Origin of the sequence: Winogradskyella sp. (assembly GCF_013042245.1) — a bacterium.
GTDB lineage: Bacteria > Bacteroidota > Bacteroidia > Flavobacteriales > Flavobacteriaceae > Winogradskyella.
Genome location: NZ_JABDQL010000122.1, coordinates 1 through 5,189, shown reverse-complemented (window position 1 = coordinate 5,189; position 5,189 = coordinate 1). Strand labels below are relative to the sequence as shown.

The 5,189-nt window shown below is 34.6% G+C and carries 5 protein-coding genes and 1 other RNA gene; 1 reads left to right on the top strand and 5 read right to left on the bottom strand.

Annotated features, from left to right (window positions below):
* Positions 1 to 166: 166 nt before the first annotated feature.
* From HKP48_RS09595 to ssrA, 5 genes are all read right to left on the bottom strand, one after another.
* Positions 167 to 1,723, bottom strand: a complete 1,557-nt coding sequence (locus tag HKP48_RS09595; RefSeq protein WP_296345259.1) for a protein adenylyltransferase SelO — start codon at positions 1,721 to 1,723, stop codon at positions 167 to 169.
* A complete protein-coding gene (locus HKP48_RS09590) occupies positions 1,720 to 1,968 on the bottom strand; it encodes a glutaredoxin domain-containing protein (RefSeq protein ID WP_296345257.1) in 249 nt (82 codons plus the stop codon). The genes HKP48_RS09595 and HKP48_RS09590 overlap by 4 nt, the downstream gene beginning before the upstream one ends.
* 16 nt (positions 1,969 to 1,984) lie before the next feature.
* Entirely contained in the window at positions 1,985 to 2,524 is a 540-nt protein-coding gene (gene msrA, locus HKP48_RS09585) for a peptide-methionine (S)-S-oxide reductase MsrA (RefSeq protein ID WP_296345255.1), read from the bottom strand.
* On the bottom strand, positions 2,524 to 2,976 hold the full coding sequence (msrB, locus tag HKP48_RS09580) for a peptide-methionine (R)-S-oxide reductase MsrB (RefSeq protein ID WP_296345253.1): 453 nt from the start codon (positions 2,974 to 2,976) through the stop codon (positions 2,524 to 2,526). The genes msrA and msrB overlap by 1 nt, the downstream gene beginning before the upstream one ends.
* Before the next feature lie 135 nt (positions 2,977 to 3,111).
* Positions 3,112 to 3,507, bottom strand: a transfer-messenger RNA (tmRNA) gene (gene ssrA, locus HKP48_RS09575).
* 207 nt (positions 3,508 to 3,714) lie between these two features.
* Between ssrA and HKP48_RS09570 the strand changes: the two genes are divergently transcribed.
* Positions 3,715 to 4,923: an NAD(P)-dependent oxidoreductase gene (locus HKP48_RS09570; protein WP_296345251.1), complete on the top strand. Its 1,209-nt coding sequence runs from the start codon at positions 3,715 to 3,717 to the stop codon at positions 4,921 to 4,923.
* The last annotated feature ends 266 nt before the right edge of the window (positions 4,924 to 5,189 follow it).

Genomic DNA, 5,189 nt, shown 5'->3' with positions numbered 1-5,189 from the left:
ATCTTGTTGAAATCGACTATTAAGATACTGAAAATCAATAACTTAAACAAGTTTAAGACGTTGTTTTTCAATGAATTAAGCTTGTTTTTTTATCTATTTACCAACCCTTGATTCGCATTATTATCTATAATGTTTGTAGGTTTCGATCGTGCTCAACCCACACTAATTAAGAGCTACAAGAAAGCATCGAACAACCAACTTTATGTCTTGCCCATTCTGGTCGTTTTACAAACCATTTTTCATTTTCAGGTTGCTCTGAATAAGGTTCTTTTAAGAGTTTAAATAACTCATCTATTAAATCATAGTTACCATTGTTTGCATCATCAATAGCGAGTTGTGCCATGTAATTGCGTAAAACATATTTTGGATTAACGCTATTCATTTTTGCCTTACGATTGTTGTCAGATAGTCTTTCTTTTTGTAAACGTTTGTGGTAGTTTGCAAACCAGGTTTCCCATTCTGTTTTTACACTACCATTAACTTGCGATGGCTTATAAAATGCGTATTCAATTAGTCGTAAACCTTCAACCGAATTATCTTTTTTAAACAGACTTAGATTTCTAAAGAAAATAGTCATATCGGTTTCGGTAGCTTGTAATATATCCTCTAAATCTTGAACTAATTTTAGGTCATTTTTATCAATTTCAAACAACCCTAGTTTTGACTTCATCATCACTAGAGACTTACTTTCAAAACGATTTTTGTAGTTTTCTAGTATTTCCTCTAAAGGTTCTGAATCTTCTATTAAAGAGTATAATGTGTTAGCAAGCTGATATAAATTCCAGAGTCCAATATTTGGTTGGTTGGCATAACGATAACGCTTATTTTGAGCATCAGTAGTATTTGGTGTCCATCCAAAATCAAAACCTTCTAACCAACCGTATGGTCCGTAATCGATAGTTAAACCTAAAATGGACATATTATCTGTATTCATAACACCATGAACAAAACCAATGCGTTGCCAGTGAATAATCATGTCTAAAGTGCGTTCCATGACCTCCTTGAAAAAGACGATATAAGTGTCTTTTGAAGGTTGCCCCAAATGTTTAAAATGGTGTTTAATGGTATAATCAACTAGGGTTTTAAGTGTTTTATGATCACCACGTGCAGCAAAAATTTCGTAATTCCCAAAACGTAAAAAGGATGGTGAAACTCGGGAGACTATTGCACCTTTTTCATTGGCGCGATTGCCATCATACAGTATATCACGCATGACGTCATCACCAGATAAACTAAGAGATAATGCTCTAGTTGTTGGCACACCTAAATGATGCATAGCTTCGCTACACAAATACTCACGAACAGACGAACGCAAAACTGCCAAACCATCTCCTTGGCGTGAATAGGGTGTTTCTCCAGCACCTTTAAGCTGAATTGTCCATTGCTTCTTGTCATGCTCAACATCAAAAAGATTAATAGCACGACCATCACCTAATTGCCCAGCCCAATTTCCGAATTGATGACCACCATAACACATGGCATATGGTGTTGTATTATTTAATACTTGATTGCCAGTCATGATATTCAAAAATTCTTTTGATTGTAAATCATCTTTTGAAATTCCTAAATCTTTTGCAAAATCTTCAGAGACATGAATGAGTTTTGGTTTAGACGTTTTTTTTGGAGTAACGTAACTAAAACATGCGTTTTTGACTTGTCGCCTTGTATTGCCAACAATTGGGTCTGCAGGAAGTTCAGAAATAAAGTTGTTATTTAGATTCATGATAGTTTACTGAGCCACTTGTTTAATTCTTTTTCAGAAGGGTTTCTTAGTTTTTTTTCTCCAATAGTTATGGTTGGAAAATTAAGTTTATGATTAGTGTACAAGTTACGTAATTCTTCAGCATAAATTTTATTTTCTTCAACGTCCAAAAACAAATAATCTAGTTTTTTTGACTCAAAAAAGGTTTTATAGTATTGAGTTTTATGGCACCTTTCGGTGCCATAAAGTTTAATTTTAGTTTCCATTAAATTATTTGGATTTCTATTTAAGTTTATCTGAATGTAATTTACGCAGTTTTGCTAATTTAGGATCTATAACAAAACCACAATAGCCAAAGTCAGGATTATTTTTGTAGAAATCCTGATGTTCTTTTTCAGCTTCGTAAAACGTTACTGCTTCAGATAATTCAGTAACAATTGGGTTTTCGTAATATTTAGATAATTCAGTAATCACTATCTCTGCGATTTCTTTTTGTGTTTGATTGTGATAATAAATTACCGACCGATATTGTGTTCCTCTATCTGCACCTTGACGGTTTAATGTCGTAGGGTCGTGAGTGGTCATAAAAATGACAAGGATATCTTCGTAACTAATCATATTAGCATCAAAAGTGACTTTTACAACTTCGGCATCACCGGTTAAACCAGAGCAAACTTCTCTGTAAGTTGGTCTTCCTGGTGCTTTGCCACCAGTGTAGCCCGAAATTACTTCTTCTACACCTTTTACTTCTTGAAATACCGCTTCTGTACACCAAAAGCAACCACCACCAACTGTGGCGGTTTGTAAATTTTTAGTTGCCATTATGAAGTTCCCTTGTCTAAAGTCATAGATTCTGAATTGATACAATAACGCAATCCGCTTGGCTCTGGTCCATCAGGAAAAATATGCCCTAAATGGGCATCACAAGTATTGCACATCACCTCTACACGTACCATACCATAAGATGAGTCTTTTTTATACTTAATGGCGTTTTCTTTAATGGGTTGTGTAAAGCTCGGCCAACCTGTACCAGAGCTAAATTTAATTGTAGAATCAAATAACGGTGTGTCGCAACAAACACAGTTGTATTTGCCTTCATCATAGATGCTACAAAGTGCACCGCTATGGGCGCGTTCTGTACCTTTTTGTCTTGTAATTCTAAATTGTTCTGGAGTTAATTGATTTCTCCATTCAGCTTCTGTTTTTTCAACACGTCTATCTGGTGTTGGATTTCCATTGACTGCAAAATTGATAACATCTTTCCAAGTTAGCATACTTTGTGTTCCTTTCTTTTATGGTTAATAATATGCTTTATTTAGATGCAAAATTAGTCGAAATAACATCGAAACCCTTACAAAAGGAATTGCAAAACAAAAACTCACTATAGAAAAGTTCTATAGTGAGTTTGTTTGTGGAGTCGGAGAGAATCGAACTCTCGTCCAAACAAGTAACCAAAGGGCTTTCTACACGTTTATTTTGTTCTTGTTTTTTCGATTGTAAGCTGGTTACAAACAACCCACTTACAACTTAGCTTTTAAATCTCGAAAAGGCATCAAAGCACTACCTAATCTTAGTTAATTTTTACGATGCCTCTAAAAAGAACGCCACTAACCAAGGCTTTCTGGAGACATTTAGCCTTTCTACCTAGTAGAAATGAGCACGAATCTTACTATAATTCAGATTATGCAGCTAAAGCGTAGTTATTCTCGCCGTTTAAAATTTGGTCTAGCCTTTTACGTGTTTCAATGCCGTTACACGACGTGCTTACCATTTAATTAATCTCGCTGTCAAAACCAGTCGACCCCTTAATGAGATAGCAAAATCTTGTTTTGCGAAATCGAATTAATCCTGAACTCGATTCAGGAACTCATCAATTTATAAATTCCTTTTCTTACAAAAGGATGGCGAAGTTACAAAAAAAGTTGTGCAACCTCTTAAATCCAAGTATTTTTGAGCAAAAATTATTCCAGACTAGATTGTAGTCGTTTTGTCAGTAATTTAAACCCATAAATATGAAATTTGCCATTATCAAGGAACGTAAAAATCCGCCAGACAGACGTGTTGTATTTTCACCAGAAAAATTAGCTGAGGCTAGAATGCGGTTTCCAAATGCCGAATTTGTAGTAGAATCTTCTGATATTAGAATTTTTCCTGATACTGCTTACAAGTCTTTGGGTTTTAAAGTTATGGAAGATGTTTCTGATGCTGATGTGATGATTGGTGTAAAAGAAGTGCCTATTGAAAATTTAATTCCTAATAAGGAATACTTTTTCTTTTCGCATACTATAAAAAAGCAACCGTATAATAGAGATTTGCTGAAGGCAATATTGGATAAGAACATTAAACTCTATGACCACGAAACCATAGTAGACGAAAACAATTATAGATTAATTGGTTTTGGGCGATATGCAGGGTTAGTTGGTGCATATAATGGCTTTAGAGCTTTGGGTTTGAGAGACGGACTATTTAGCCTTCCAAAAGTAGAAACGCTTTCGGATTTAAATGCTGTTAAAGTAGAGCTTGATAAGATTACAGTTCCAAATATAAAAATACTATTAACTGGGACAGGCAAAGTAGCTTATGGCGCAAAAGAAATATTAGATTATTTAGGTATAAAACAAATTAGTGATGCTTTGTATTTAACGTCTCAATTTACAGAACCTGTTTATGTTATGGCTGATGTTATGGAATATGCCAAGCGTAAAGATGGTAAGGTAGGAGAGAAGTATGCATTTTATGACGACCCAAGAGGCTACGAGAGTAATTTTATGCCTTATGCTAAGGAAACCGATTACTTTATTGCAGGGCATTTTTATGGTAATAATGCACCATACCTATTTACTAGAGATGATGCAAAGCATCCAGATTTTAGAATAAACCTCGTAGCAGATATAAGTTGTGATATAGATGGTCCTGTGGCAAGTACGATTCGTCCTTCTACAATAGCAAATCCTTTTTATGGTTACAATCCAGAAACAGAATCGGAGGCAGAGTTTGATGCAAAAGATGTAATTACTGTAATGGCAGTAGATAACTTGCCATGTGAGTTACCTAAAGATGCTAGTGAAGGTTTTGGCGAAGCGTTTTTAGAGCATGTGATTACCGGATTTTTTAATAATGATAAAGATGGAATTTTAGAGCGTGCTAAAATGACTTCAGAAAATGGAACATTAACAGAACGCTATCAATATCTTCAGGGTTATGTAGATGGTAAAGAGTAAACTTTTTTAAACATCTAATAGCAAACCTGGATTGTCTAGTTTAGCTGGGACGAATTTTTACGGTCATAAACTATATATTTGAATTATGGCAAAAAGATACGACAACGAATTAAAGGTTACAATAGTAGAGCTATTGCAGTTCAGGGCAAAATCATACTTTTAAATTTAATATTTTGAGCAAATAGTCTTCATTCCACCCAGCTTCAAGCCTTTTGCTTTTCATAGATAGTTTTTTAGAATGTTCATTCTTCAATAGGTTTAAAGCA